The sequence below is a fragment of the Brevundimonas sp. genome (genome assembly GCF_029945885.1).
GTDB lineage: Bacteria > Pseudomonadota > Alphaproteobacteria > Caulobacterales > Caulobacteraceae > Brevundimonas.
The window spans coordinates 1-2,987 of record NZ_JAQSDK010000009.1 but is presented as its reverse complement, the minus strand read 5'-3'; the positions used below and the strand labels follow the sequence as shown (position 1 = coordinate 2,987).

3 protein-coding genes are annotated in these 2,987 nt (G+C 65.0%); all 3 read left to right on the top strand.

Going from position 1 to position 2,987, the window contains the following annotated elements; all coding sequences use genetic code 11:
- The first annotated feature begins 167 nt into the window (after positions 1–167).
- The 3 genes from istA to PSV00_RS06035 all read left to right on the top strand — a co-directional run bounded on the left by istA (position 168) and on the right by PSV00_RS06035 (position 2,732).
- On the top strand, positions 168–1,610 hold the full coding sequence (gene istA, locus PSV00_RS06045) for an IS21 family transposase (RefSeq protein WP_300445615.1): 1,443 nt from the start codon (positions 168–170) through the stop codon (positions 1,608–1,610).
- Positions 1,607–2,368 (top strand): ATP-binding protein, encoded by a 762-nt coding sequence (locus PSV00_RS06040; RefSeq protein WP_300445614.1) that lies wholly within the window; start codon positions 1,607–1,609, stop codon positions 2,366–2,368. Before istA ends, PSV00_RS06040 begins: the two co-directional genes overlap by 4 nt.
- Before the next feature lie 70 nt (positions 2,369–2,438).
- Entirely contained in the window at positions 2,439–2,732 is a 294-nt protein-coding gene (locus PSV00_RS06035) for a hypothetical protein (RefSeq protein WP_300445613.1), read from the top strand.
- The last annotated feature ends 255 nt before the right edge of the window (positions 2,733–2,987 follow it).

Below are 2,987 nucleotides of genomic sequence, written 5' to 3'. Positions count from 1 at the left end.
TGTAGGACGCCAGTAGATGCTACCCCCCGGCGCCAACTAGAAGCTCACATGTCATCGAGCGGAGTTTTGGGTCGGTGCTGGCCTGCGTGAGCGGTAGTGCTTGGGGCCATTACGCAGACCCCATGATCACCCCGGCTCAACACAGGATACTTGTGAAGCAATATCAAATGAACGGCGGCGTGGTCAGCCACGCTGCGATGAAAGCGAACATGCATCGACGGACGGCGGCACGCTACTTGGAGGCGAACGCCGGTCCGGCGGAGCTCACCCAACAACGGGGGACGCGGACCTATCGGACGCGACCGGATCCATTGAAGGAAGTCATGCCGGAAGCGGCGCGTTATCTGGAAGCGGCGCCGGAGATCGAAGTGAAGGGGCTGCTGGCCCACCTGAAGCAGGCGAAGCCAGAACTGGCGGGCACCGTCGCGCTGCGCACTTTCCAGCGAGGAGTGAAGGTGTGGAAGGCGCTACACGGTCCGCCGAAGGAAGTCTTTTTCCCCCAGGCCCACGAGCCGGCCCGAGCGGCGCAGTTTGACTGGAAGCGGGCGGCCGAACTGGAGATCACCATCGCCGGGGCACCTTTCGACCACCTGCTCGGGCATTTCGTTCTCCCGTGCAGCAATTGGCAGCGGGCGACGATCTGTTTCTCGGAGTCGTTAACCTCGCTGAGAGTCGGAGTCCAGGCGGGGTACTGGGCCCTGGGTGGAGTCACCCGGGAGCTGTGGACCGACAACAGCTCGACGGCGACCCACACGATCAAACGGGGCAGCGACGAGCGCACCTTTAACGACGCCTATGCCGCTTTCTGTCGTCATCTGAAGGTCTCACCCCACACCATCAACGTCGGCTGCCCGAACGAGCAGGGTGACGTGGAGTCGGCCCACCGGCATTTGATCCGCCGCATCCGGACGCACTTGACGATTCGCGGCTCAAACGACTTTCCCCATCAAGCCGCCTATCAGGAGTTCATCGACGGGATCTGCGCGGCGGCCAATGGCCTGCGGGCCGGGAAGGTGGCCGACGAGCTTGCGGGGCTGCGTCCGTTGCCGGCCAGTCGCTATCCCGAGACCGAACAGATCGCGGTCAATGTGACCAACGGCTCGACGGTGCGGCTCAAGCAGCACACCTACTCGGTGCCGGCCAAGTTGATCGGCCTCAAACTCGACGCGCACGTCAGCGAGAGCGAAGTACGCCTCACCTACGAAGGACGCGAGGTCTGTCAGCTGCCGCGCCTCCAGAGCCCAAAACCGCGCATCGACTACCGGCACATTATCACCTGGCTTGTCCGTAAACCCGGCGCCTTCCGCGGATATATCTACCGCGAGGAGTTGTTTCCGACGGTCGTATTCCGCCAGGTTTACGATCAGCTGTGCGCCGCGGACGATGCGTCCGCCGACGCGCAGTACCTCAAGTTGCTCGAGCTCGCCGCCGAGCGGGGCGAAGCCGAGGTCGCGCAGATCCTGGGCGCCTGCCTGCGCGAGGGAGCGCTTCCTCGCCCCCAACTGGTCGAGGATCGCTTGGGCGCCGCCGAGGCGGCCCCAGTGGCGGTGGCCCCGTTTACCCCGGATCTCAAAGCGTACGATGCGCTCCTGACGGAGGTGAGCGCATGAAGGCCGATTCCCTGCCGATCCTGTTGCGCTCCCTGGAGCTCACGGCCATGGAGCGCGAGTGCGAGAGCGCCCTCGCGCGGGCCGAAGCCGAGAACTGGGGCTATCGCCGGCTCCTGCACTATTTGGCCGAGGCCGAAGTGCAGGACCGCTGCGCCCGAAAAATCGAGCGCCTGCTCAAATACTCGGGCCTGCCGGCCAGCGAGACCTTCGCCCGTTTCGATGAGGCCAAGATGCCGGAAAAGGTCCGGCGCATGCTGCCGACCCTCCGCTCCGGCGATTTCGTCCGCCGGGGCGACAACCTGGTCGCGATCGGCTTGCCCGGCCGCGGCAAGACCGGCTTCTGCGCCGCGCTCGCCCGCGAGCTGGTCGAGCGTCACCAGCTGAAGGTCCTCTTCATCCCCGCCTTCAAGCTCGCGGCCCGGCTCCTCGCCGCCAAGCGCGACCTCAAACTCGTCTCCGCCTTGGCCAAGCTGCACCGCTTCGACGCCATCATCGTCGATGAACTCGGCGGCTACGTCGATTTCACCCAGGGGGAGGTCGATGTCCTGTTCAGTTTCTTCGGCGAGCGCTACGAAAAGCAACGCAGTGTCTTCGTCACCACCAACCTGTCGTTCGGGGAATGGGAGAAGGTTTTCAAAAACCCCATGACCGCCACCGCCGTCGTCGATCGGATCGTCCACCGCTGCGTCCTCCTCGAGTTTCCCGGCAAGAAGAGCATCCGGGAGGAAGAAGCCAAACAGCGGCAGGCGAGCGCCTGATCGCCCGCCGCTCGGGCCCGGCAGCGGCGGCTCACGCCGCCCTGCCGGGCTTTGGGTCGCTGGCGACAGGGTGCGGTCTGCTCCCTTCGTCCTCGACAACCATCCCGCCGCGGCTTTGAAAAGCGCCATGCCACCGAAACCAAGACTCGCCGCCGTGCGCAGGGAACTGGATGACGTTGAACTCCTCCTCCCCGGCATGCGCTACGAACTCGAAGTCGCGCTCAAGGGCGGCACTCGCGACACCGATGGCATGTTCGCCGAACTCGAAGACATGGTCACCTCCTACCTCGAGTCGCTCCGCCGTTACAAAGAGATCGTCGACCGCTTGCCCCGCTCCCGCCGGCCCAATCCAGCCACCCCTTAGCTCCCGCGCCCTTCGGCCTCGCCGCCGCCAGCGATCTCTCCGGCTTCGTCCGGCAACGCTGCGCTTCCCCCCATCTCCCAGGTCCCCGGTGGTCGGGCCGGCTCCTGCGGCAAGCTCTTCGGCCACTGTCCTCGGAGCCGGCCAAGGCATCTCCCGTGCCCTTGTCTCCCCCTAACTCAATCTCCCGTCCTCCCTAGCAAAAGACGTGGCGATTTCTAGTTGGCGCCAGGGCGATTACTAGTTGGCGCTGGACAA

Bases quoted from the DNA above. Each gene is read 5' to 3' on its own strand.
- PSV00_RS06040 (WP_300445614.1), top strand. From the start codon at position 1,607: ATGAAGGCCGATTCCCTGCCGATCCTGTTGCGCTCCCTGGAGCTCACG.
- istA (WP_300445615.1), top strand. From the start codon at position 168: ATGAACGGCGGCGTGGTCAGCCACGCTGCGATGAAAGCGAACATGCAT.